Source organism: Burkholderia sp. Bp9099 (genome assembly GCF_003857805.1).
Classification (GTDB): domain Bacteria; phylum Pseudomonadota; class Gammaproteobacteria; order Burkholderiales; family Burkholderiaceae; genus Burkholderia.
Genome location: NZ_QTPU01000015.1, coordinates 71,411 through 96,660, shown reverse-complemented (window position 1 = coordinate 96,660; position 25,250 = coordinate 71,411). Strand labels below are relative to the sequence as shown.

The following is a 25,250-nucleotide window of genomic DNA, read 5'->3' as shown; positions in this document are numbered from 1 at the left end:
GCCGTCGCCGAAGCGGCCTCCTGCCTGCGCGCGGGTATACTGCCGCTCACCGTTTTCTCCGCCTTTTCGACGATTTCATGGCAGAACCCACCCTCGGCGTCGCCCTCATCGCCCTCAACGCGGCCGCGCGGCTCGCGCAGTGCCTCGACGCGCTGACCTTCGCCGACGACGTCGTCGTGATCGACGGCGGCAGCACCGACGATACGGTCGAGATCGCCCGCGCGCACGGCGCGCGCGTGATCGTCGAGCGCGACTGGCCGGGCTTCGGCCCGCAGAAGAACCGCGCGCTCGACGCGCTCGACACCGACTGGATCCTGTCGCTCGACACCGACGAGGTAGTCAGCCCGGAACTCGCGCAGTCGATCCGCGCGGCCATCCGCACGCCGGCCGCGCAGGTCTACGCGCTCGACCGGCTGTCGAGCTTCTGCGGCCAGTGGATCCGCCATAGCGGCTGGTATCCGGACTGGGTGCCGCGCCTGTTCCGGCGCGGCACCGCCCGCTTCTCCGACGACCTGGTGCACGAGCGGCTCGTCTTCGACACCCCTGCGCAGCGGCTGCCGGGCAAGCTGATGCACTATTCATACGAGGATTTCGAAACCGTCGTGCGCAAGCTCGATGCGTATTCGACGGCCGGCGCGCGCCAGCGCCGCGCGGCCGGCCAGCGCGGCGGCTTCGGCAAGGCGCTCGCGCGCGGCGCATGGGCGTTCGTGCGGACCTACGTGCTGCGGCGCGGGTTTCTCGACGGCCGCGCGGGCTTCATGATCGCCGTGTTCAACGCGGAAACCGTCTACTACCGGTTCCTGAAGCTCGGCCACGAAGCGGCCCGCTGACCGCGCCCGCCCTGCCGCCACCCTGACGCCGCCGGCATGCGGCCGGCCCGGCGTTACAATGCCGGGCTGCCCGCGCGCCATGCGCGCCCGAGCACACGGCGCAGCGCTGCGCGCCGCCGATACGACGACCACCGAATCCGACCGCCATGTTCTCCATCATCATCCCGACCTGGAACAACCTGCCGTACCTCAAGCTCGTCGTCGACAGCCTGCGCCGTCATTCGGCGTACGACCACCAGATCATCGTGCACGTGAACGACGGCGCGGACGGCACGCTCGACTGGGTGCGCAGCGAAGGCATCGAGCACACCGCGTCGCCGGCCAACATCGGCATCTGCCACGCGGTGAACCTGGCCGCCGCCCGCGCGACGCGCGACTACGTCGTCTACATGAACGACGACATGTACTGCTGCCCGGGCTGGGACGCGGCGCTCGTGCGGCGCATCGAGCAGATGCCGACCGACCTGTTCATGCTGTCCGGCACGATGGTCGAGCCGGTCGACACGCGCAACCCGTGCGTCGTCGTCAGCAACTTCGGCCGCGACGCCGAACAGTTCGACGCGGCCGGCCTCGTCGCGGCCACGCCGCGGCTCGCGCGCGCGGACTGGCTCGGCTCGACCTGGCCGCCGACGCTCGTGCACCGCGACTGGTGGAACCGCATCGGCGGCTACAGCAGCGAGCTGTCGCCGGGGATGAGCAGCGACAACGACTTCTCGATGAAATTCTGGGACGCCGGCTGCCGGATCTTCCTCGGCGTGGGCGACAGCCTCGTCTATCACTTCCAGCAGAAGAGCACCGGCAAGATCGTCAAGAACGACGGCCGCCGCCAGTTCCTCAACAAATGGGGCATGACGCAGGCCACGTTCGACCGCTATTACCTGCATCGCGGCGAGCCGGCCGGCGCGCGTGTCGCGCTCGACACGCCGGCCGTCGAAGGGCGCCTCAAGCGTGCGCTGCTGCGCTCGCGGATCAAGCGCGCGTTCAGCTGACCCGACCCCGGAAACGGCACGGAAACGCCCGCGGCTTCGCGTATACTGCGCGCTTCGTCCCGCGCGGTGCCGCCGGGACGCGCGGCGCGCAGCACGGTGCCCGCATGCCGCATTCGTCCATTCGACAGGTTCCGATGCTTTCGTTTTCCGCTCCCGCCTCGCGGCGCCTGACCGCCGCCCGCGCCTTCGCCGTCGTCGCGCTCTGCATGGTGCCCGTCTCGACCGCGCTGACCAACGTGTTCTGCGGGCTGTTCGCGGCCGCGCTCGTCATCTCCCCCGAATTCTGGCGCGACCTGCGCACGTTCGTCGCCGAACCGGCGTCGCTCGCGGCGCTCCTGATCCTCGCGGCACTGGCCGCGAGCGTCACCTATACGGTCGCGCCGCACCCGAAGGCGTGGAACTGGGTCGCCAAGTACGACAAGCTGTTGCTGCTGCCGTTTGCCGTGCTGGCCTTCCGCCATTCGAACTGGGCGCCGATCGTGCGGCGCGCCTGGTTCGGCACGCTGTGCGTGATCCTGCTGCTGTCGACCACCAACTATCTCGGGCTGACCGCGATCGGGCCCGCGCATTCGAGCGAGCTGCCGCTGTCGCGCGCCTGGGTGTTCAAGAACCACATCGCGGCCGGCATGTTCGGCGCGCTGCTGTTCTACCAGGCGGCCGACCTCGCGCTGTCGGCCCGCACCGCGCTGTCGCGTGCCGCGTATGCCGCCGTGGCCGCATGGTCGCTGATCAACGTGTTCGTGATGCTGCAGGGACGCACCGGGCAGGTCATCGCGCTGCTGCTGATCCTCGTCGTCGCGGTGCGCTTCGTGCTGCTGCTGCGCCGCCAGTCGGCGCTGCGCGCGGGGCTCGCCGCCGGGGCGCTGGTCCTGGCCGGCGTCGCGCTCGTCGTCGCCGCGTGCACGGTGCACAACGGCCGGCTCGTGAAGGTCGTGTCGGAAGTGCAGCAGTATCGGCAGACCGATGCGGTCACGTCGACCGGGCTGCGTCTCGAGTGGTACAAGAAGGGGCTCGAGCTGTATCGCCAGCGCCCGGTGATCGGCTACGGCGCCGGCGGCCTCGAGTTCGAGTTCGAGAAGCTCACGGCCGGCAAGACGGCTGCCGAAGGCCAGCTCACGTCGAATCCGCATAACGAATACCTGCTGATGGCCGTGCAGCTCGGCACGCTCGGCGTATTGCTGTTCGTGAACCTGATCGTGCAGATCGCGCGCGGCAGCCGCGCGCTCGACCCGCGCTCGCGGCATGTGCTGCTCGGGTGGCTCGCGATCTTCGCGATCGGCAGCCTTGCGAATTCGCTGCTGCTCGATTTCGCCGAAGGTCACCTGCTGGTGCTGCTTGCCGGGATCCTGCTCGGCTGCGGCACGCGCACGGAAGCGCTGCCGCGCGAAACGTCGGCGATCCGGCGCAGCGCGTAACGCATCATCCGCCGGGCCGGCGGGCAGCGCGCGTTGCCGCCTGCCGCCGGTTCGGCTTCTACGGCTACTACGGCTTCAGTGGCTTCAGTGGCGGCGCATGCGTGCCGCTTGTCGGAAGCACGGCCGCGCGGCGGCGCCGCGTCGCCACTCCCCGCTTTTCGACTCAGGAAACGTACCGCTTTCGCGCGTCAGGCCGGGCGCGCGCGGTGCAGTCGCGACGTGTCGACGACCGCGTCGGCGGCGCCCGGCGGATTCAGTCCGAGCATCTCGGCGGCCGCCGCCTTCACGCGCTGCGTGCCGAGATTGACGAGACAGTCGCTGTGGCTGTCGACATGGCGCTCGCAGCCTTCGTGCCGGCACGGCACGCAATCGCCCTCGCCCTGCAGCAGCCATACGTTGCCGTGCCGCGCGGAGCCGCGCAGCGCCCACGGGTTCTCGGTCGCCGGCCAGTGCTGCGGCCACGGCCCCCAGCGCACCGGATCGGACGGACCGAACAGCGCGATCGTGTCGGTGCCCGTCGCGGCCGCAACGTGCGTCGCGCCCGTATCGGGCCCGATGAACAGCCGCGCGCGCCGCACCAGCTCCGCGCTTTCGCCGAACGTGAGGCGGCCGACCAGGTTCAGCACGTCGCCGCCCGCCTCGGCCGCGACCTGCTCCGCGTACTCGCGCTCGCGATCGGCCGGGCCACCCGACAGCGCGATCGCAAACCCCTGCGCGCGCAGCCATTCGATCATCTCGACCCAGCCCTCGAGCCGCCATTGCTTGTAGCGGAACATCGGATACGGATGCAGCACGACGAGCGGCTTGCCGTCGCGGATCGCCGGCGATTCGGCGAGCCACGCGTCGAAACGCGCGCGCCGCGCGGGATCGTCGCCGATGCCCGGCGCGACCACCTCGGATACGGGCTCGATGCCGATCACCGGCGCGAGCGCGAGCGTGCTGACGACCGTATGCGCGGACTCGTGATGATTGATCGCGATGCCGTTCAGCATCATTCGAGTCAGCCACGTGACGCGGTTCGGATCGACGAGACCGACGCGCTTGCGGCCGGCGAACCAGCTGTAGAAGCGCGGCCGGTCGGAGCTCAGTGCCGCGCATGCGAGATCGTAGCGGCGCCACATCGACAGCGCATCGCGCAGCCGCTCGCGGAACCCCGCGCGCTGCGCGACGACGATCACGCGCCGCACGTCGGGGTTGTGCTCCAGCACGCCCTCGGTGCCGCGAAACACCAGCATGTCGATCTGCGCATCGGGCCAGCGCGCCTTCAGCGAACGCACGAGCGGCGTCGTCAGCAGCACGTCGCCGATACGGCGCGGGGCTGCGACGAGGATGGTTCGGGGCGGGCGGGCGGAAGAAAACAGGGCCACGGCGATCGTTCCGTCTAGCTGGCTGGACAAGGCTCGCAATGTACAGGATTTTGCGGCCGGTGGCGTGGCGTCGGGTGCGGGCGTCGGCGAAGTGCCGCGGTTGGCGGTTGGCGGTTGGCGGTTGGCGGTGGGCGGTGGGCGGTGGGCGGTGGGCGGTGGGCGGTGGGTGGTGGCCGGTCGCCGGTCGCCGGCGGTTGGCAACACGGCAGGCAACGACGCACGGCGGGGCCTGCCGCCGCCGCGCCGCGTGGCCCCGTTTGCGCGTCCGATGGCGGTGCCGGCAATGCAGGCGCCGCCGGCCTTCCGGGGGCTACGAAACGATCGCGCCGACCGCGGGTGCCGCGGGTGCCGCGAGCGTCGCGGCCGGGAGCGGCATCGCACCCCCCATCGCGTCGTCGAGCTGTCCGGCCTGCGTCAACAGATGAAGCACCGCGCGCTCGAGCGCGTCGATGCCGATCGCGTCGACCGTCGCGCCGGCCCGCAGGATCATGTGCGGCACGCCGAGCGGATGCCAGCGCCGGTATTTCTCGGGGCGGTCCTCGAACAGCGCGGCGACCGGCACGCCGAGCGCCGACGCGAGATGCACGGGGGCGCTGTCGGCCGACACGATCGCGTCGAGCAGGCTCGCGGCGGCCACCAGTTCGACGACCGACGACGGCGCGACATGCCGGGCGTTGACGTCCCGCCACGCGTCGCGGTCGGCGTCGGCCTCGGCCGACACGGCGGAATCGCGGAACACGATCACGTCGGCGAACGGTGCGAGCCGTCGGCCGAGGTCGCGCCATCGATCGGCCGGCCAGCGCCGCTCGGCCGCCTTGTTCGACACGAACAGCCCGACGCGCGGTTTCGTGCGCGGCCCGAGCAGCCGATACCACGTGTCCTGCAGCGCACGGTCCGGGTGGACGGACAGCACGAGACCGTCGAGATCGGCGCGGCCGAGTTCGGGCACGAGCCGGAATCCCGACAGCGCTTCATGGCAAATCGGCCGCGACGCGACATGGTCGGGCTTGCGGTCGTCGAATTCGGAATCGGCATCGTGCCAGCGGCAATCCTTCACGCCGAGCTGCCGCGCGAACCGGATGCTGCTGCGATGCATGCCGCCGTTCGGCACGACCACGAGGTCGAACCGCAGGCGGCGCAGCCGGCGCACGAGCCGCAGCCGGTCGAAGAACGCGCGCATCCGTCCGGGGCGGTCGTTGCGCTCGCACTGACGGCTGTACACGTAGGTATGGACCGTGTGCACGTCCGGGTTGCCGGCCAGCGCGGCCGCGTTGTAGCGGTTCGCGACCACGTGCAGCTCCTTGCCCGACCAGCGCTGTTTCAGCGCGCCGAGAAAAGCGGTCGTGCACAGCATGTCGCCCAGAAAATCAATCCGGATCACGAGGATCCGCCCCGTCGGTTTCCCGTTGGCCATCGTTGTTGTGATGCTGTCGATTTTTTATCGTCGCGCACCAGCCGGCATCCTGGCGTTCTTTACCGTGCCGGCTTCGTCGCGTGGTCGCTCGCGGCACCGCGACGCATCGCGTGCCGCGCGGAACCGTCCCCGTCTGATTCGCGCGCGCGATGTCGCCGCCGGCCGGCGGACAGACCGCAACCGGCGCCGTATCGGCGTCGCGCGACGGATTGTATAGCGTCCGGATGACGGCCCCAAGCATCCGCCGACATGAAAACGGCCCGCCGCACCGCACGATGGCGATGCGACGGGCCGCGCAGGCAACGACCGTCCGGCGGGGACCGTCAGTAAGTGATTTCGACGATGCTGCCGTCGAACGTCGCGCGCAACTCCGCGAGCAGCGTGTCGCTCGGCTTCACGCGCCACGCGTCACCGAGACGCATTTCCCCTTGCGCGCGCGCGTTGCTGTAGTGAACCTGGACCGCGAGCCCGTTCGGCAGCGGCGCCTGCGGGCGACGCCCGCCGTCGCGCCCGCCGCCGCGCGGCGCGGGTACCTCGACCGCGGGCGCGGCCGAATCGTCCTTCGACACGTGCGGCTCGAGCACGCGGCGCAGCGCCGCCGCATCCGCATTGCCGTTCATCGTGAGCCGCACCGCCTGCGCGTAGCGGCTACGCGCGCGTTCGAGATCCATCACCGTGTCGGCCGTGAAGCGGATGCCGCCGGTGAACGCATCGTTGCGCGCCTGCCCCTGCACGATCAGCAGTTCGTCTTCCTTGAACAGCGCCTTGTTCGCCTCGAACTGCTCGTTGAAGATCGTGATCTCGCACTGGCCCGAGCCGTCGTCGAGCAGCGCGATCAGCATCTTGCCGCGCTGGGTCATCTGCGTGCGCAGCGATGCGATGATGCCCGCGACGAGCTTGTCGCGCCCTTCCTTCAGGTCGCCGACCTTCTGCCGCACGAACCGGCGCACTTCGTCGCGATACGCGTCGAACAGGTGGCCGGACAGGTAGAAGCCGAGTGCGCCCTTCTCTTCCTGCAGGCGGCGCTTGTCGTCCCACGCGGGTTCGTCGACGAGCGCATGCGCGTGCGGCGACTCGGCGCCCATGTCGAACAGCCCGGCCTGCATCGCGTTCGCTTCGGCCTGGTCGGCCGCTTCCATCGCGAGCGGCACCGACGCAATCAGCTGCGCGCGGTTCGCGTTCAGCGAATCGAACGCGCCGGCGCGGATCAGCGCCTCGACCGTGCGGCGGTTGACGACGCGCCGGTCGATCCGCTCGCAGAAGTCGAACAGGTCGGTGAACGGCTTTTCGTCGCGGGCGCGCAGGATCTCCTCGATCGCGTTCTGGCCGCTGCCCTTCACCGCGCCGAGACCGTAGCGGATCGTGCGCGAGCGCTTGCCGTCGGCTTCGGCGACCGGCTCGAATCGGTAATGCGATGCGTTGATGTCCGGCGGCAGCACGGCGAGGTTGTTCACGACGCAGTCGTCGTACAGGATCTTCACCTTGTCGGTGTCGTCCATCGCGAGCGTCATGTTGGCCGCCATGAATTCGGCCGGATGGTGCGCCTTCAGCCACGCGGTGTAATACGCGAGCAGCGCATAGGCGGCCGCGTGCGACTTGTTGAAGCCGTAGCCCGCGAACTTCTCCATCAAGTCGAAGATCTCGTCGGACTTCTCGCGCGTCAGGCCGTTCTTCGCCGCACCCTCGGCGAAGATCTCGCGGTGCTTGGCCATCTCCTCGGGCTTCTTCTTGCCCATCGCGCGACGCAACAGGTCGGCGCCGCCGAGCGAGTAGCCGCCGATGATCTGCGCCATCTGCATCACCTGCTCCTGATAGACCATGATGCCGTAGGTCTCTTTCAGGACGGGTTCGACGCGCGGATCCGGATAGTCGACCTTCTCGCGGCCGTGCTTCCGTGCGCAGAAGCTCGGGATCAGGTCCATCGGGCCCGGACGGTACAACGACACGAGCGCGATGATGTCCTCGAAGCGGTCGGGCTGCGCATCCTTCAGCATGCCCTGCATCCCGCGGCTTTCCAGCTGGAACACGGCGACCGTGTTGGCCTTCTTCAGGATCTGGAACGACGCCGGATCGTCGAGCGGCACCTGCGCGAGCGACCAGTCGGCCTTCGACGCATCGAGGCGGCGAATGTAGCGCTCGGCCCAGTCGAGGATCGTCAGCGTCGTGAGACCCAGAAAGTCGAACTTCACGAGGCCGACGGCTTCGACGTCGTCCTTGTCGTACTGGCTGACGACGCCGCCGTCGTCGCCCTGCGTGTACAGCGGGCAGAAATCGGTCAGCTTGCCGGGCGCGATCAGCACGCCGCCCGCGTGCATCCCGACGTTACGCGTCAGGCCCTCGACGCGCTGCGCGAGGTCGAGCAGCTGGTGCACTTCGTCCTCGTGGTCGTAGCGCTCCTGCAGCTGCGGCTCTTCCTTCATCGCGTCGGCGATGGTCACGTGCTTGCCCGGCTTGAACGGGATCAGCTTCGCGACGCCGTCGGTGAACATGTAGCCGAGATCGAGCACGCGGCCGATGTCGCGCACGGCCGCCTTCGCGGCCATCGTGCCGAAGGTGGCGATCTGCGACACGGCATCCGCGCCGTATTTTTCCTTCACGTACTGGATCACGCGATCGCGGCCGTGCTGGCAGAAGTCGATGTCGAAGTCGGGCATCGACACGCGTTCCGGATTCAGGAATCGCTCGAACAGCAGGTTGTAGCGCAGCGGGTCCAGATCGGTAATGCCGAGCGCGTACGCGACCAGCGAACCGGCACCCGAGCCGCGGCCCGGACCGACCGGCACGCCGTTGTTCTTCGCCCAGTTGATGAAGTCGGCCACGATCAGGAAGTAGCCCGGGAAGCCCATCTTCGTGATGGTCCCGCACTCGAATTCGAGCCGCTTGTAGTACGTGTCGCGCTGCGCGTCGCGCTCCGTCGCATCCGGATACAGCTGTTCGAGGCGCTTCTCGAGCCCCTCCTTCGACAGCTGGACGAGGTAGTCGTCGAGCGACATGCCGTCCGGCGTCGGGAACAGCGGCAGCTTCGGCTTGCCGAGTTCGAGCTTCAGGTTGCAGCGCTTCGCGATCTCGACCGTGTTCGCGACCGCCGACGGCAGGTCGGCGAACAGCGCGACCATCTCGTCCTGCGTGCGGAAGTACTGATCGGTCGTGAAGCGCTTCTGGCGCCGCGGATTCGCGAGCATGTCGCCTTCCGAGATGCACACGCGCGCTTCGTGCGCGGTGAAATCGTCGTCGGTCATGAACTGCGTCGGATGCGTCGCGACGACCGGCAGCTTCAGCGACGCGGCGAGCGTCGCGGCCTGCTGGATGTACGCCTCGGCGCCCGGCTGGCCGTAACGCTGCAGCTCGATGTAGAAGCCGCCCGGGAACACTTTCGCCCAGCGCTCGGCGTGCCGGCGCGCGGCCTCCTCGTTACCGGCCGCGAACGCGAGCCCGATATCGCCCTGCTGCGCGCCCGAAAGCGCGAGCAGCCCTTGCGACAGCTCGCCGTCGAGCCAGCTCGCGTCGAGCTCCGCGCGGCCGCGGTACTGGTTCGTGAGCCACGCCTTCGACAGCAGTTCGCACAGGTTCAGGTAGCCGGTCTTGTCCTTCACCAGCAGCAGCAGGCGCGACGGTTTGTCGCGATCGTCCGGATTGGTGATCCAGACGTCGCAGCCGGCGATCGGCTTGATGCCCTTGCCGCGGGCTTCCTGGTAGAAACGGACGAGGCCGAACGCGTTGCCGAGATCGGTGAGGGCGAGCGCGCCCTGGCCGTCTGCGGCCGCCGCCTTGACGATGTCGTCGAGACGCACGATGCCGTCGGCAATCGAGAATTCGGAGTGAACGCGAAGATGGACGAAGCGGGGATCTGACATGGGCGTTATTGTAGCCGCGTCGCCGCGCAGGCTGCCCAAAAAATCCCCGCGCCCGGCCGTTCGGCCGATGCGCGCGACGCCGGCCGAACGGCCGGGTGCCGGCAGACGTGCAGTTTGCGGGATAATACGGGTTTTCGAATCACCGCCCCGGCTTCGCACCCTTTTTTGCGGGGCCGCCGTGCGCCCGCCGCACGGCCGCGGCCGTTTTCCCGTCGGACCACCATGACCATCGTCAACCTCGCCGCCTACCACTTCGTGTCGCTCGACGCGACCGAGCAATGGCGCCCGCTCGTCACCGCCCGCTGCAACGAACTCGGCCTGCGCGGCACGATCCTGCTCGCGCCGGAAGGCATCAACCTGTTCATCGCCGGCCCGCGCGACGCGACCGACGCTTTCATCGACTACCTCCGCCACGATCCGCTGTTCGAAGGCAAGTTCGCGACGCTGCAGTTCAAGGAGAGCCTGTCCGACTCGCAGCCGTTCCGCCGGATGCTCGTGCGCCTGAAGCGCGAGATCATCACGATGAAGAAGCCCGCGATCAAGCCGGAGCTCGGCCGCGCTCCGTCGGTCGACGCGCACACGCTGAAGGCGTGGCTCGACCGCGGCCACGACGACGCCGGCCGCCCGGTCGTGATGCTCGACACGCGCAACGCGTTCGAAGTGGACGTCGGCACGTTCGACGACGCGCTCGACTACCGGATCGACAAGTTCAGCGAGTTCCCGGAAGTGATCGACGCGAACCGCGCCGATCTCGAGGGCAAGACGGTCGTGTCGTTCTGCACCGGCGGCATCCGCTGCGAGAAGGCGGCGATCCACATGAAGGAAATCGGCATCGAGAACGTGTACCAGCTCGAGGGCGGGATCCTGAAGTATTTCGAGGAAGTCGGCGGCGCGCACTATCACGGCGACTGCTTCGTGTTCGACTACCGCACCGCGCTGAACCCGCAACTGCAGCCGACCGAGAACGTCACGTGCTTCGCGTGCCGCGCGGTCGTCACGCCGGAAGCCCAGCAAGCGCCGAGCTACGTGCCCGGCAAGTCGTGCCCGGCCTGCGCGCAGGCAGCCAGCGCCGCGTAAGCGCCCGTCGCACCGCGTCCCGATGAACGGCTACCGCGGCCGCTTCGCGCCGTCGCCCACCGGCCCGCTGCATTTCGGCTCGCTGGTCGGCGCGCTCGCGAGCTGGCTCGACGCGCGCGCGCACGGTGGCGCATGGCTCGTGCGCATCGAGGACATCGACGGCCCACGCACGGTGCCCGGCGCCGCCGACGACATCCTCGCGACGCTCGCGCATTTCGGCATGACGCCCGACGAGCCGCCCGTGTGGCAAAGCACGCGCGAGGCCGACTATGCGGCCGCGCTCGAACGGCTCGTCGCCGCGGGGCTCGTCTATCCGTGCGGCTGCACGCGCAAGGAAATCGCCGATTCGCTGCGTGCCGCGCACGAGCGCCACACGACGCTCGCCTACCCGGGCACCTGCCGCACCGGCCTGCACGGCAAGCCCGCCCGCGCGTGGCGGCTGCGCGTGCCGGACGGCGACGCGGCGCTCGTCACGTTCGACGACCGCTGGCAGCACACGCAAGCGCAGAACCTCGCGACCGAGGTCGGCGATTTCGTGCTGAAGCGCGCCGACGGCCAATGGGCGTATCAGCTCGCGGTCGTGGTCGACGATGCCGACGCGGGCATCACGCACGTCGTGCGCGGCGCCGACCTGCTCGACTCGACCGCGCGCCAGATCTACCTGCAGCGCTGTCTCGGCGTGCCGACGCCGGCGTACCTGCACGTGCCCGTCGTCGTCGACGCGAACGGCGAAAAGCTCAGCAAGCAGACGGGCGCGATCGCGCTCGAGCGCGACGATCCGCTGCCGGCGCTGCGCGCCGCCGCCGCGCATCTCGGCCTGTGGGCCGACGGCGATCCGTCGATCGATACGCTCGATGCGTTCTACGCGGCCGCGACCGACGCGTGGGCGCGTCGCTTCGGGCCACGCGCCGGTTGAGGCGCTCGCGGGACACCCGTTCGTGTCGACCGTGTTCCTGCGTCCGTCAGCGGTGAGTCCGGTCGCATGCAAGCGTGATGGCAGCCTGAACGGAACGCCCGCCGGCGACACGGCATCGGAGTAGTCCCGCAGGCTGCCCCCGCCCCACGCGACAAGTCGCCGCCCATCCCGCCCGCTCCTTCACGAATCGTCTCGCCCAATGAAAAACGGGCACATGCTCATCGCATGCACCCGTTTCCGCGGCAGCGCTCGCGCGCCGCACCGACCGCCTGAACCGCCTGCTTACGCCGACGGCTTGCGCGGCATCCCGAAGCCGCCCAGCAGCGCGGCGACCTGACGCTTCGGCCCCTTCTTCTCGGGCTGCTGCGCGGACTTCGTATCTTCCGGCTGCTTCGCCGGCGCCGACGGTTCGTACGGCTTCAGGAAGAAGTCGTCGACCGGCGCCTCGTGACGACGGTGATGGCCGCGCTCGGACCCGCCCGAACGACGCCCCGACGCGCCGCGATGCTCGTCGCGATCGCGACGGCTGCCGCGATCACCGCGCTCACTACGGTCGCCCCCGCGCTCGCCGCCACGATCGTCGTGACGATGGCGCGCCGGCTTGTCGAGCGCGAGCGTCTGCACCTCGAGCGGACGCTTGATCAGTTTTTCGATATCGGCGAGCTGCTTGCGCTCGTTCGGGCTGCACAGCGACAGCGCATCGCCCGTCGCACCCGCGCGGCCCGTGCGGCCGATCCGGTGCACGTAGTCTTCCGCGTTGAACGGCAGGTCGAAGTTGATCACGGCCGGCAGTTCGGCGATGTCGAGGCCGCGCGCGGCCACGTCGGTCGCGACCAGCGCCTCGATCTCGCCGCGCTTGAACGCGTCGAGGGCCTGCATCCGCTCGATCTGCGTCTTGTCGCCGTGGATCGCCGACGCGACCACGCCGTCGCGCTCGAGGTTGCGGGCCAGCCGGCTCGCGCCGATCTTGCTGTTGCAGAACACGATCACCTGCTTGAGCCCGCGATCGCGCAGCAGCTGCACGACGGCGGCCTGCTTGTCGCCTTCGGCGACGTCGTAGACGATCTGCGTGACGTTCGCGTTGGTCGAGTTGCTGCGCGCGACCTCGATCGTCTGCGGGTTGCGCAGGTAGGTCGACGCGAGCTTCTTGATTTCCGGCGAGAAGGTGGCCGAGAACAGCAGCGTCTGGCGTTCCTTCGGCAGCAGGTTCAGGATGCGCTGCAGGTCCGGCAGGAAGCCCATGTCGAGCATCCGGTCGGCCTCGTCGAGCACGAGCATCTGCACCTGCCCGAGGTTCGCTGTCTTTTGCTGCACGTGGTCGAGCAGGCGGCCCGGCGTCGCGATCAGGATCTCGACGCCGCGGCGCAACTCGGCCATCTGCGGGTTCATGTCGACGCCGCCGAACACGACCGCGCTGCGCAACGGCGTGTGCTTGCCGTATGCATGCACGTTCGCGGCGACCTGATCGGCGAGTTCGCGGGTCGGCGTGAGGATCAGCGCGCGCACCGGGTGGCGCGCGGGTGATGCGCTCGTGTTGGCCTGCGGCAGCAGGCGCTGGAGGATCGGCAGCGAGAAACTCGCGGTCTTGCCGGTGCCCGTTTGCGCGGCGCCCATGACGTCGCGGCCGGCGAGCACGACCGGAATGGCCTGCGCCTGGATCGGCGTCGGCGTCGTATAGCCCTGCTCCGCAATGGCTTTCAGGATATCGGCGGCAAGGCCGAATTGATCGAAGGTTGCGTCGACTGGCTTGGCGACAGAATCGGACATGGTGGCGTTTCGCTCAAAAGGCGCGGCGGGGACTTCGTGCGTCAGGCCGGCCGGGCCTGCGCTCATCACATTTCGGAAGTAGACGGAGCCGCGGCGCGCCGCGCGGCGCCGCTCTGGCGCTCGGGACCGGTTCAATTCGAACATCGGGCGCCACAGGCCGTGCGGACTCCGTTCGGCGCGAATGCCGGCGGAAAGGGCCGTATTGTAGCACTGCGCAGCAATCTGTCCGTGACAACGCCGCGAACGGCCCCGGCGGCGGCTCGCGGCGTGCGCCGGCAGGCCGGCGCGGGGCGGATGCGTCGTGCGATCGGGCTATCTCGATCGGCTGATGGTGGAAATACGGGGTCGAATCTCGGGCATCTGCCGCGAGGAATCAGCCGGCGGCCGGCGAGCCCGGGCGCCGCCGGCGCCACCTTCCGGTCAGAGGTCGAACCCGGCTGCCCGCACCGATCGCGGCAACCGGCACGCCCGCGCGGCGCAGCCGATCGCGCGCCGCGTTCAACCCTTCTTCTTTTTCTTCTTCTCGACCTGCACGCAGTCGCTCAGCAGCGGTGCCGCGTTCTGGTCGGCGATCTCGTCGCGCAGCGTCCCTTCCTTGCCCTTCGTCCACCAGGTATAGCGTCCGGCCTGGTAACGCGCGCCCGACGCCGAAACGGTATCGACGAACAGCAGCTGCTGCCCGTTGACCGGCACCAGTGCGAAGCTCTGGCCGTTGCCCGCGCGCCAGTACGACACGCGTACGGGCTGTTTCTGGTTCGCGCACTGATAGAGGGTCTGCACGCGCGCATCGGCGTCGATCTCCTCGACGGTCAGTTGCGCGGCCTGCGCGACGGAAACGGCGGTGCCGGCCAGCGCGAGCGCGGCAAGGGTGTGACGAATCATGCAGTTCCTCTCACGAGACGGGTGGAAGCGCGCCCTCGCGGGACGCGCGATTGTCGTTGGTTAGGGATCGAGGGTTCGCCCGTCAGGGATCGATGACGTCGGCGCACGCGTCGGTCGGCGCGGCCGCGACGTGGCCGACGAGCGGCACGATCTTCAGCCCGGCCGATGCGACCCGGCACGGCGCGGCCGCGAGGCCGCACCCCGCGAGACTCGCGACCAGCGCCAGCGCGGCGCCCAGCTTGCCGAGCCGTCCGATCCGCTGCCATGTCGACGCCATCGCGCTCTCCTGGTCCGGTCAGCGTGCCGACACGGGCCGCACGGCCGCCGCGGCGCGCTTCGCGCGTTCGCGGGCTTCGTCGACGGTCGCGCCGGTCGCGAGCGCGACGCCCATGCGCCGCTTCGCGAAGCTTTCCGGTTTGCCGAACAGGCGCAGGTCGGCGCCCGGCACGGCCAGCGCGTCGCGCACGCCCTCGAACGCGATACCGCGCTCGTCGAGCCCGCCGTAGATCACCGCGGACGCGGCCGGCGAGCCGAGCGCCGGATCGACCGGCAGCCCGAGAATCGCGCGCGCGTGCAGTTCGAACTCCGACTGGCGCTGCGACGCGAGCGTGACGAGGCCGGTGTCGTGCGGCCGCGGGCTCACCTCGGAGAACCAGACTTCGTCGCCGCGCACGAACAGCTCGACGCCGAACAGCCCGCGCCCGCCGAGCGCCTCGGTCACCTTGTGCGCGATCTCGCGCGACTTTTCCAGCGCGACGGCGCTCATCGGCTGCGGCTGCCACGATTCGACGTAGTCGCCCGCCACCTGCACGTGCCCGACCGGCTCGCAGAAGTAGGTGCGCGTCTCGAGCGTCGCGGGGTCGATCGCGCGCACGGTCAGCTGCGTGATCTCGTAGTCGAAATCGACGAAACCCTCGACGATCACGCGGCCGTGGTTCACGCGGCCGCCCGCCATCGCGTAGTCCCAGGCGGGCTTCACGTCGGCCTCGGTCCGCACGACCGACTGTCCCTTGCCCGACGACGACATCACCGGCTTCACGACGCACGGCATGCCGATCTTCGCGACGGCCGCGCTGAATGCGTCGAACGAATCGGCGAACGCGTACGGCGAAGTTGCCAGCCCGAGTTCCTCGGCCGCGAGACGGCGGATGCCTTCGCGGTTCATCGTGAGCTGCGTCGCGCGTGCGGTCGGGATCACCTCGGCCAGGCCGGCCGCCTCGATCGCCGCGAGCGCATCGGTTGCGATCGCCTCGATCTCCGGCACGATCAGGTGCGGACGCTCGGCCTCGACGACCGCGCGCAGCGCGGCGGCGTCGGTCATGTCGATCACGTGCGCGCGATGCGCGACCTGATGGCCCGGTGCGTCCGGATAGCGGTCGACCGCGACGACTTCGACGCCGAGCCGCTGCAACGCGATGATGACTTCCTTGCCGAGTTCGCCCGCGCCGAGCAGCATGACGCGCGTGGCCGAGGGTGAGAGCGGCGTACCGAGCCGCTGACCGATCTGCATGTGATTTCCCGCTGGTTCTGTTGGAGGACGAAAACGGCTTCGATGTTAACACGCACACCCGACGCACACCTCACGCGCACCCGCGCCGGTCCGGCCGGTTTCGTCGCATCGCCCCCCGCAGCGCGAGGCTCGCGGGCGGATTGCGAACGTTTTCACGCGCGAAGTGTCGGCTCGCCTCGCGCGGGGCGGGTGCGTTACTCTTACGCCTTGATCAGAATCCGATGAGGAACGAGGCTCATGTCCCACCTGTCCGCCGCCGCACGCGCACGCACCGGCCTGCTTCGCCCGCTGCGCGCGCCGCTCTGCGCGTTGACGCTTGCCACGCTTCTCGCCGCCTGCGCGATGCCGACCCACCCCGATTCCGCCGCCCCCGCACCCGACCCGTACAACCCCGCCGCCGTCCAGCTGCTCGACGACACGAGCTGGGAACTCACGAGTTGGGTGAACGCCGACGGCACGCCGCGCACGATTCCGCACGGCGACAACGGCGAGCCGATCAAGCTCGCGCTGTCCACCGAAGCGGGCGTCCGGCGCGCCAGCGGCTTTTCGGGCTGCAACCGCTATACGGGAACCTATGCGCTGAAGAACGGCCTGCTGAGCTTCGGGCCGCTCGCCGGCACGCGCATGGCATGCACGAACACGCTCGGCGGCCAGCTCGAGCACGCGTACCTCGATGCGCTCGCGCACATCGGGAAGACCGGCGTGCAGATGCGCGAGCCGCAGCAGTTGCAGATCGTGACCGAAGCCGGCGCGACGCTGACCTTCACGCGCCGGAGCCCCTGATGCAGCGCGCGGGCGAAGGCCGATCGGCCGCCTTCGCCGCGCGCGGATCCCGGACGCATGCGTCCCGCGGCCTGGAAGCGCTTCGACGCCTTCAAACTGCCTTAGAGTCCTGTTCGTCGGCCGGTTAAACTCGGCGGGTCGCGCACCGCGCTCCCCGCCCTCTTCCTGTTTCATCAAAGCATGCACACGGTTGTCTTCGGCTGGTTCGGCATCTCCGCCGTCTGGTTCCTCCTTCTCATCTGGCGTCTCGTTCAGGCGATGCTGCCCGGCGGCGGCGGACTCGCCGGCCGCGGCTCGATTCGCCTGTGGCTCGGCTTCGCGGCCGTGTTCGTCGCGACCTGCGCGCTGACGAGCCCGCTGTCGGGCCCCGACTCGAATGCGCTCGGCCACGCGTTCTCGAACGGCTTCGCGCATGTGCTCGGCCCGATCGGCACGCCGGTCGCGATGGTCGTGCTGTTCTTCGCGGGCCTGCCGTGGCTGACCGGCATCGGCTGGCGGCAGTTCGCCGCGTGGGTCGACACGTCGTTCGGCGTCAAGCTCGCGCGCGACGTCGACGACGACGACGTGCGCGGCGTTGCCGACCTGCCGCGCAGCGCGCTGCATCGCGACGACGACATCGTGCAGCCGACCACCGCCCATACCGTCAACTCGATGGCGCCGCGGCAAAACGGCCGGTATTCGCGCCCGACGTTGTGGAAGCCCGATCCGCAGGCGCGGCCGAAGCCGCGCAGCAAGCCCGCGCCGCGTCCGCTCGCCGAGCCGGTCGCGCCGACGGGCTGGCTGAAGCCAACGTCGGCCAATCGCATGCCGCCGCCGCCCGCACCGGGCGCGACGAGCGCCATGCCGCCCCCGACGACCGGCAGCACCGCCAGCCTCGCGCGCGCCGCCGCGAACAGCCAGGTGCCGCGCCCGAGTCCGGCCCCGCTGCCGGCCGGGTTCGAGCCCGTTCGGCCGCAACCGACCGCCGCGCGACCGGCCGCAGCCGCGCTGAAGCAACCGGCCGCGCCGCGCACCGCGGTCACGCCGCGCCCGGCCGCCGCGACGCCGCCGCGCACGCCCGCCCGCCCGGTGACGGGCGTCGGCGCCGCCGGCCAGTCGCCGGACGCCGCACGACGCCGCCCCGCGCCGCCGGCCCCGGCACGCGCGCCGCTCTACGCGTGGGTGCAACAGCCCGCGGAGCCGATCACGCCGGCACCGAGCGTTCACGACACGCTGCGCTCGATCGAAGCCAGTACCGCGCAGTGGGCGACGCTGGACGGTGTGCGGCAGGCCGATGTGTCGTCGGCACCGGCCGCCGCGGCGACCGTGGCCGGCGCGGTTGCAGCGGCGGGCAGCGTCGCCGCGTCGGCGTCGACGGCCGTACCGGCCGGAATCGTTGCGGACGCGCATCAGGCCTCGCCCCGCGACGCAGTCCGTCCGGACGCGCACGAAGCCGCGCCGGCCTATGACGACGCACCGATCGTGCTGGATGCATTCATGCCGGCGGAGCCGAGCATGCGCGTGCCTGCTGTCGATACGGATGGCGTGGCATTCGACGAGGCCGTGACGCCATCCGACGACTCACCGATCGTGCTGGATGCGTTCATGCCGGCCGAGCCGGGCGTGCGCGTGCCTGCTGTCGATACGGGTACTCCGGTGTTCGACGAGGCCGTGCGGCATGCCATGCCGGATCCTGGCGTCGAAACCGATGCGCCGACGCGTCACGCGGACCGCGAGCATCGGCATGGCGCCGATGCACCAGCCGCGCCGGCATTCGATGCCCCGATCGACTTTGCGCCTTGGGAAGACATCGTCAGCCCGCCGGTTTCCAGGCTCGGCGCGCCGCATGAAAGCCCGATTGCCGCACCACCGTCGGACGCGGATGAGTCGGTGGCCGCGAGCGCAGCGGTCGGTACGCCTTCGGCCGCTGTCACGTCGACCGTGAGCGCCACGGGCCGCACCGTCGATGCGAAGGATGCGGCAACGGCCGCCGGAATTGCCGGCCAGGTCCAATCGCAAGCTCCGGCGCTTGCCGATACCGCCGTATCGGTCGTCGCTGAAGAACACGCGCACGCGACGCAGGATGTCGTGAAGCCGGTCCAGCCGGTCACGCCGCCTCCCCTCTCCGCTTCGTCGATCGCGGCAACGCCGACGCAGCCGCGTGCCGATGCAGTGCCCGTCGCAGCAGCGACGACGGCAGCCTCGGCCGCGTCGAACACGGCACCGGCCGGCGCCGTGACGGGAACGGTCTGGCACGCGGCAGCAAAGCACGGTAGCGAAACCGCTCCGTTGCCTGCAGGCATGCAACGCGCCACGCCACCGGCACCGGCGGCGGCGGCGGCGGCGGCGGCAACGGTGACACCGGCCGCCGCGGCCATGCAACCTGCGTCCGTCGACGCCGCTGCCTCCTCCGCATCATGGTCGAAGCCGTTGTCCGCTGAGCCCTTCGCTGGTGCGCAGACGACCTCGGCAGCTGACGCGTCGTCGCCCGTCGGCAGCGCATCCGGTTCTGCCGCGCCGGTGCCCGCGAACACGCCGAACAGCACGCCTGTCGCCGCAGCGCCTGCGTTTGCCGGCATGACAACGGCACAACCTTTTGCGGCCGCGCAAAACGCAGCGGCTGCGGCTTCCGCCCTGACGTCTGCGGCGGGCGCTTCCGGCCCGGCCACCGCGCAGCCTTTCGCATCCGCGCCGACCGTGGCAGCCGCCACGGCGCCTGCATCTACTGGCACGTCCTTCAGCGCAACCGGATCGCAACCTGTGCAACGCACGCCGGTGTCGCCTGCCGCCGCGTCTTTCGCCTCGTCGGGCAGCGCATTGGCCGCAGCGTCGACCGCATCGGCGACGCCTTCGGCAGCATCGACCACCCGCATGCCTGACGGTTCGGCATTCGGTGTGCCGGCCGCGACGACTGGAGCGACGCAGACGACAACCGGCGCCGCGCCTGTCGCTGCCACTGCCATCGCCCCGACACCGTCTTCCGGCGCACTCGCCCCGATGAACACGGTCGCCGTTGCCGCGCCCGCCGCGTTCGGCGCCACGCCTGCCGCGACAAATGGCGCGCCAGCCTCCTTCGCCGCTGCCCCGGCCGCGACGGCACCGGCCGCGTCGCCGACTTCCGCGCCCCCGTCGGTCTCGGCATTGCCGACCTACTCCGTGCCGGGCGGATCCGTCGACACGGCGACACCGGCGCAATCCATCGCGTCCGCACCGCTGCCGCAGGCCCCGTCGTTCACGACCCCGCCGGCTCCCGCCGCTGCGCCGGCGAGTTGGTCGATGTCCGACATCGGCACGACGCCCACGACAACCGGCATCACGATCCCGGCCGCCACGACCGTGCCGCTTCCGACCGCAACGCCTCCCGCGGCCACCGTGCCGCCGGCACCGGCGGAATCGGGCGCCCCGGCCGCCGACGCATCGGCCGCGCCCGCGCGCCAGCCGCGCCCGAACGCGTTCGAATTCCACGCACCCGCGTCGTTCAACGTGGAGTTGCCGACGCTCGACCTGCTCGAGCCCGCGTCCGACGACGTCGAAACGATCACCGAGGAACACCTCGCGCAGACGGCCCAGGTCATCGAGCAGCGCCTGCAGGAGTTCAAGGTGCCGGTGACGGTGGTCGGCGCATCGGCCGGCCCGGTGATCACGCGCTTCGAGATCGAACCCGCGCTCGGCGTGCGCGGCAGCCAGATCGTCGGCCTGATGAAGGACCTGTCGCGCGGCCTCGGCCTCACGTCGATCCGCGTCGTCGAGACGATTCCCGGCAAGACCTGCATGGGCCTCGAGCTACCGAACGCGAAACGCCAGATGATCCGCCTGTCGGAAATCCTCGAGTCGCGCCAGTACCAGCATTCGGCGTCGCAGCTGACGATCGCGATGGGCAAGGACATCACCGGCCACCCGGTCGTCACCGATCTCGCGAAGGCGCCGCACATGCTGGTCGCCGGCACGACGGGTTCGGGCAAGTCGGTCGCGATCAACGCGATGATCCTGTCGCTGCTGTACAAGGCGACGCCCGAGGACGTGCGGCTGATCATGATCGATCCGAAGATGCTCGAGCTGTCGGTCTACGAAGGCATCCCGCACCTGCTCGCGCCGGTCGTCACCGACATGAAGCTCGCGGCGAACGCACTGAACTGGTGCGTCGGTGAAATGGAGAAACGCTACCGGCTGATGTCGGCCGTCGGCGTGCGCAATCTCGCGGGCTTCAACCAGAAGATCCGCGACGCGGAGGCGAAGGAAAAGAAGATCGGCAACCCGTTCTCGCTGACGCCCGACGATCCCGAGCCGCTGTCGAAGCTGCCGCTGATCGTCGTCGTGATCGACGAGCTGGCCGACCTGATGATGGTCGCCGGCAAGAAGATCGAGGAGCTGATCGCCCGTCTCGCGCAAAAGGCGCGCGCGGCCGGCATCCACCTGATCCTCGCGACCCAGCGCCCGTCCGTCGACGTGATCACCGGCCTCATCAAGGCGAACATCCCGACGCGCGTCGCATTCCAGGTGTCGTCGAAGATCGACTCGCGCACGATCCTCGACCAGATGGGTGCCGAATCGCTGCTCGGCCAGGGCGACATGCTGTTCCTGCCGCCGGGCACGGGCTACCCGCAGCGCGTGCACGGCGCGTTCGTCGCGGACGAGGAAGTGCACCGGATCGTCGAATACCTGAAGCAGTTCGGCGAGCCGCAGTACGAGGAAGGAATTCTCGACGGCCCGGCCGCCGACGGTGCGACGCAGGACCTGTTCGGCGAAGCGCCGGATGCGGAAGCCGATCCGCTGTACGACGAAGCGGTCGCGTTCGTCGTGCGCACGCGGCGCGCGTCGATCTCGTCGGTGCAGCGCCAGTTGCGCATCGGCTACAACCGCGCCGCGCGCCTCGTCGAGCAGATGGAGGCGGCCGGACTGGTGTCGCCGATGGGCATCAACGGCAGCCGCGAGGTGCTCGTGCCGGCGGCGGCCGACTGAGCATGGCGGCAGCACGGCCGCCGACGATCGATCCGGGCGCCCCGCGCAAGCGGCCGCCCGGACGAACAAGGGCGCTGCCTCGGCAGCGCCCTTTTTTGATGGACGGCGATTTACAGCGCCGCCGGCACCAGCTTGAAGTCGACCGGGCTGCCGACCACGACCTTCTGCGGATTCGCGCCGAGCTGCCCCGTTTGGACGTCGCGGCTGAACACGTAGAACGTGTCGCTGTCCTGGTTGCCGACGATCAGCCACTTGCCGGTCGGATCGATCAGGAATTCACGCGGCGTCCTGCCGAGGCTCGACTGGCGCCCGACGGTCTTCAGCCGGCCGTCGGCCTGGTTCACCGCGTAGATCACGATTTCGTTCACGTCGCCGCGATTGCTCGCGTACAGGAAGCGGCCGTCCGGCGACAGGTGGAGCGCGCCGCCGCCGACCTTGCCCTTGAAGCCCGGCACCGTCATCGGCAGCGTCTCGACCGGCGTCAGCTTGCCGTCGCGGTAGCCGAACACCTCGACCGACGCGTTGAGTTCGCTCGTCACGTACGCGAACCGGCCGTCGGCGCCGAATACCATGTGACGCGGGCCGGAGCCGGCCTTCACCGGCGTGTAGCGCGTGTCGGTCGGGCTGATCAGCCCGCGGCTGCCGTCCACCGTGTAGCGGTAGCCGTAGAGCTTGTCCGCGCCGAGGTCCTGCACGAACAGGTAGCGGCCGTCGGGGGAGAACACTGTCGAGTGCACGTGCGCGCCATCCTGGCGCCCCTTCACGGGCCCCGTGCCCTCGTGATGCACCGTCAGCACGGCCGGGCCGGCCGCGCCGCCGTCGCGGATCGGGAACACGGCGAAGCTGCCGCCCGGATCGGCCGCGACCGAGTAGTTGGCCGTGACGAGGTACTTGCCGTCCGGTGACAGCGCGAGATAGCAAGGATCGTTCCCTTCCGACGACACGCGGTCGATGAACGTGAGCGCCCCCGTCTTCGGATCGAAGCCGAACGCGCTGATGCCGCCGCGCTGCGCGGCTGGCCCGTTGTCGCCGGGCAGTTCGTTGACCGCGTAGACGGTGCGACCGTCGCGGCTCGGCAACAGGTAGGACGGATTCACGGTCTTCGCCGACGACACGGGCGCGATGCTGCCCGTTTTCGTATCGAAGCGGTACACGTAGATCCCGTCGCTGCCGTGCCCCGTATAGGTGCCGACGAGCAGGTTGTAGACGCCGTCGGCCGGTGCCGGCGATTGTTGTGCGAAGGCGTGGGTCGCGGACAAGGAAAGCACGAGCGCGAAACCTTTCATCCAGTGAGCGAACCTAAGCGGGAACCCTCGTGTCGAAGCGCGCGCGTCACGCTCGCGTAAACGGTTGGGCATTGAATCCTCCTTGCATCGAGTCGCTTCAAGTGTTGAGATAGGACGAAACGCCGGCCGTTCATGCGCTCCGCCGCCCGGGCGAGTATACGGGGCGCGACGCCGGCGCGTGAAGCCCGGGCGCCGCAGCCCTGCATCGTGAACTCGAATATCCAAGGACCGCTTGCCCATGCCCGCCCTGATCGAAGACTACGCCCTCGTCGGCGACGGCCACACTGCCGCGCTGATCTCGAAAGACGGCTCCGTCGACTGGCTGTGCTGGCCCCGCTTCGATTCGGGCGCCTGTTTCGCGGCGCTGGTCGGCACGCCCGAGCACGGCCGCTGGCTGCTCGCGCCGGCCGCCGACGCCGCGATCACGCACACGACGCGCCGCTATCGCGGCGACACGCTGATCCTCGAAACCGACTACGAAAGCGCCGACGGCGCGGTCACCGTGATCGACTTCATGCCGCCCGGCAACGGCTGGTCCGAACTGGTGCGGATCGTCGTCGGCCGCCACGGCACGATGAAGATGCGCATGGAACTGGTGTTGCGCTTCGACTACGGTTTCTCGATCCCGTGGGTCACGCAGCTGACGCGCGAGGACGGCATGAAGGCGATCGCCGGCCCCGATACCGTCGTGCTGCGCACGCCGGTGCCGCTCACCGGCAAGAACCTCCATACGCTCGCGGAATTCACGGTGAGCGCCGACGAACGTGTGCCGTTTTCGCTCAGCTATGCGGCGTCGCACCTGCGGCTGCCGCCCGCGCGCGATCCGCTGTCGATGCTCGCGCGCACCGAGAACTACTGGCTCGAATGGTCGGGCCGCTGCCAGGTGCAGGGCCGCTACGCGGCCGCCGTGCGCCGTTCGCTGATCACGCTGAAGGCGCTCGCGTACGAGCCGACCGGCGGCATCGTCGCGGCGCCGACCACGTCGCTGCCCGAGAAGATCGGCGGCAACCGCAACTGGGACTACCGCTACTGCTGGCTGCGCGACGCGACGATCACGCTGCTCGCGCTGATGCGCGGCGGCTATTACGACGAGGCGCGCGCGTGGCGCACGTGGCTCGGCCGCGTGATGGCCGGCTCGCCCGAGCAGATCCAGATCATGTACGGGATCGCGGGCGAGCGCCGGCTGCCGGAAATGGAGCTCGACTGGCTGCCCGGCTACCAGGATTCGAAACCGGTGCGCGTCGGCAACGGCGCCGCGAACCAGCTCCAGCTCGACGTGTTCGGCGAAGTGATGGCCGCGCTGCACCTCGCGCGCGTGGGCGGCCTGCAGGCCGACGACACGGTGTGGTCCGTCCAGTGCTCGCTGCTCGACCATCTCGAGAAGATCTGGCGGGAACCCGACGAGGGCATCTGGGAGACGCGCGGCGGCCGCCGCCACTTCACGTTCTCGAAGGTGATGGCGTGGGTCGCGTTCGACCGCGCGATCAAGTCGGCGGAGATGTTCCGGCTGCCCGCGTCGCTCGACCGCTGGCGCGCGCTGCGCGACCGGATCCACGCGGACGTGTGCGACAACGCATGGCATGAAGGCAAACAGGCGTTTGCCCAGAGCTACGGCAGCGACGAGCTCGACGCGAGCGTGCTGCTGCTGCCGCTGCTCGGCTTCCTGCCGCCGGAAGACCCGCGCATCGTCGGCACGGTCGACGCGATCGAGCGGGAATTGCTGCACGACGGCCTCGTGATGCGCTACCGCACGACCGAGTACGACGACGGCCTGCCGCCGGGCGAAGGCACGTTCCTCGCGTGCAGCTTCTGGCTGGTCGACAACTACGCGCTGCTCGGCCGGATCGACGACGCGCACCGGCTGTTCAGCCGGCTGCTCGCGCTGTCGAACGACCTCGGGCTGCTCGCCGAGGAATACGATCCGGTCGATGGCCGGCTCGTCGGCAATTTCCCGCAGGCGTTCTCGCACGTGGCGCTCGTGCATACCGCGATGAACCTGATGCACCACGAAGAAGCGATGGCGCGCGCGGCCGGCCAGCCGGCGCCGGCCGTGGCGACGGGGCGCTGACCGGGGGTGGAGCGGCTTCTTCAGAGATCGTCAATTCGCAAACGTTTGATGAAAAATCGGAAAAATGTTGCATTGCAACATTGATCGTTGTCCGATATGATCGACTCGATTGTCCGGCCGCACTGCAACATGGCCGGTCGCTGACCCACACGGC

General features: G+C 69.7%; 16 protein-coding genes and 1 pseudogene. 9 read left to right on the top strand and 8 right to left on the bottom strand.

The genetic code is table 11. The annotated features are described in order from the left end of the window. Nucleotides 1-77: 77 nt before the first annotated feature. From DIE17_RS19125 to DIE17_RS19115, 3 genes are all read left to right on the top strand, one after another. A complete protein-coding gene (locus tag DIE17_RS19125) occupies nt 78-830 on the top strand; it encodes a glycosyltransferase family 2 protein (protein ID WP_124487204.1) in 753 nt (250 codons plus the stop codon). Nucleotides 831-976: 146 nt separating this feature from the next. Further along, nucleotides 977-1,819, top strand: coding sequence for a glycosyltransferase family 2 protein (locus tag DIE17_RS19120; protein WP_044844717.1), 843 nt, complete (start codon nt 977-979; stop codon nt 1,817-1,819). Between the two features lie 134 nt (nt 1,820-1,953). Then, entirely contained in the window at nt 1,954-3,234 is a 1,281-nt protein-coding gene (locus DIE17_RS19115; protein ID WP_124487203.1) for an O-antigen ligase, read from the top strand. A 188-nt stretch (nt 3,235-3,422) separates the two neighbouring features. Here the strand turns inward: DIE17_RS19115 and DIE17_RS19110 are convergent, their stop codons facing one another. The 3 genes from DIE17_RS19110 to dnaE all read right to left on the bottom strand — a co-directional run bounded on the left by DIE17_RS19110 (nt 3,423) and on the right by dnaE (nt 9,869). Beyond that, nucleotides 3,423-4,601: a glycosyltransferase family 9 protein gene (locus DIE17_RS19110; protein WP_124522469.1), complete on the bottom strand. Its 1,179-nt coding sequence runs from the start codon at nt 4,599-4,601 to the stop codon at nt 3,423-3,425. Between the two features lie 310 nt (nt 4,602-4,911). Beyond that, nucleotides 4,912-6,015, bottom strand: coding sequence for a glycosyltransferase family 9 protein (locus DIE17_RS19100; RefSeq protein ID WP_124522467.1), 1,104 nt, complete (start codon nt 6,013-6,015; stop codon nt 4,912-4,914). A 323-nt stretch (nt 6,016-6,338) separates the two neighbouring features. Further along, on the bottom strand, nt 6,339-9,869 hold the full coding sequence (dnaE, locus tag DIE17_RS19095) for a DNA polymerase III subunit alpha (protein WP_124487200.1): 3,531 nt from the start codon (nt 9,867-9,869) through the stop codon (nt 6,339-6,341). A 222-nt stretch (nt 9,870-10,091) separates the two neighbouring features. On the opposite strand from dnaE, the gene DIE17_RS19090 reads away from it, so the two are divergent. Together DIE17_RS19090 and gluQRS are read left to right on the top strand one after the other, a co-directional pair. Further along, on the top strand, nt 10,092-10,946 hold the full coding sequence (locus DIE17_RS19090; protein WP_044844723.1) for a sulfurtransferase: 855 nt from the start codon (nt 10,092-10,094) through the stop codon (nt 10,944-10,946). Between the two features lie 22 nt (nt 10,947-10,968). Then, nucleotides 10,969-11,862 (top strand): tRNA glutamyl-Q(34) synthetase GluQRS, encoded by an 894-nt coding sequence (gluQRS, locus tag DIE17_RS19085; protein WP_124487199.1) that lies wholly within the window; start codon nt 10,969-10,971, stop codon nt 11,860-11,862. Between the two features lie 282 nt (nt 11,863-12,144). Here gluQRS and DIE17_RS19080 read toward each other — a convergent pair whose 3' ends face one another. The 4 genes from DIE17_RS19080 to purT form a co-directional block, all read right to left on the bottom strand. After that, nucleotides 12,145-13,695 carry a DEAD/DEAH box helicase gene (locus DIE17_RS19080; RefSeq protein WP_124487198.1) on the bottom strand — a complete coding sequence of 517 codons (1,551 nt, stop codon included), beginning with the start codon at nt 13,693-13,695 and terminating at the stop codon, nt 12,145-12,147. A gap of 432 nt (nt 13,696-14,127) precedes the next feature. Continuing rightward, complete coding sequence (locus DIE17_RS19070; RefSeq protein WP_124522465.1) at nt 14,128-14,511, bottom strand: MliC family protein; 384 nt, start codon at nt 14,509-14,511, stop codon at nt 14,128-14,130. 82 nt (nt 14,512-14,593) lie between these two features. After that, nucleotides 14,594-14,788: a DUF6726 family protein gene (locus DIE17_RS19065; protein WP_044844727.1), complete on the bottom strand. Its 195-nt coding sequence runs from the start codon at nt 14,786-14,788 to the stop codon at nt 14,594-14,596. Between the two features lie 18 nt (nt 14,789-14,806). Then, a complete protein-coding gene (purT, locus tag DIE17_RS19060) occupies nt 14,807-16,021 on the bottom strand; it encodes a formate-dependent phosphoribosylglycinamide formyltransferase (RefSeq protein ID WP_044844728.1) in 1,215 nt (404 codons plus the stop codon). 237 nt (nt 16,022-16,258) lie between these two features. Between purT and DIE17_RS19055 the strand changes: the two genes are divergently transcribed. From DIE17_RS19055 to DIE17_RS38430, 3 genes and pseudogenes are all read left to right on the top strand, one after another. Then, complete coding sequence (locus DIE17_RS19055; RefSeq protein ID WP_124487195.1) at nt 16,259-16,804, top strand: META domain-containing protein; 546 nt, start codon at nt 16,259-16,261, stop codon at nt 16,802-16,804. Nucleotides 16,805-16,984: 180 nt separating this feature from the next. After that, a pseudogene (locus DIE17_RS19050) lies at nt 16,985-21,482 on the top strand (DNA translocase FtsK); the annotation flags it as partial. Then, entirely contained in the window at nt 21,479-21,742 is a 264-nt protein-coding gene (locus DIE17_RS38430) for a DNA translocase FtsK (protein WP_409364700.1), read from the top strand. The pseudogene DIE17_RS19050 and the gene DIE17_RS38430, both read left to right, overlap by 4 nt. Before the next feature lie 110 nt (nt 21,743-21,852). Here DIE17_RS38430 and DIE17_RS19045 read toward each other — a convergent pair whose 3' ends face one another. Continuing rightward, nucleotides 21,853-23,100 (bottom strand): lactonase family protein, encoded by a 1,248-nt coding sequence (locus DIE17_RS19045; protein WP_124521605.1) that lies wholly within the window; start codon nt 23,098-23,100, stop codon nt 21,853-21,855. Between the two features lie 166 nt (nt 23,101-23,266). Between DIE17_RS19045 and DIE17_RS19035 the strand changes: the two genes are divergently transcribed. Further along, nucleotides 23,267-25,096, top strand: coding sequence for a glycoside hydrolase family 15 protein (locus tag DIE17_RS19035; protein WP_044849192.1), 1,830 nt, complete (start codon nt 23,267-23,269; stop codon nt 25,094-25,096). The last annotated feature ends 154 nt before the right edge of the window (nt 25,097-25,250 follow it).